1 pseudogene is annotated in these 218 nt (G+C 78.9%); it reads left to right on the forward strand.

The annotated features are described in order from the left end of the window. Positions 1–206, forward strand: a pseudogene (locus QWJ41_RS21685) (UDP-N-acetylglucosamine--N-acetylmuramyl-(pentapeptide) pyrophosphoryl-undecaprenol N-acetylglucosamine transferase); the annotation flags it as partial. Between the last annotated feature and the right edge of the window lie 12 nt (positions 207–218).

Below are 218 nucleotides of genomic sequence, written 5' to 3' on the forward strand. Positions count from 1 at the left end.
CCCGACCGGTCGTCGAGGCCGGGGGAGCGCTGCTGGTGCGCGACGAGGAGCTGCACGCCGACTGGGTGGTGGCCAACGTCGTGCCGCTGGCCACCGACGCCGCCCGCCTGGCCACGATGCGCGCCGCGGCGCGCCACCTGGTGCCCCGCGACGCCGACGAGGCGCTCGCGCGGATCGTGCTCGAGGCCGGGGGAGCGGCGCGATGAGGCTGCCGGTCC

It is taken from the genome of Nocardioides cremeus (assembly GCF_030518195.1).
In the GTDB taxonomy this organism is placed as follows: domain Bacteria; phylum Actinomycetota; class Actinomycetes; order Propionibacteriales; family Nocardioidaceae; genus Nocardioides; species Nocardioides cremeus.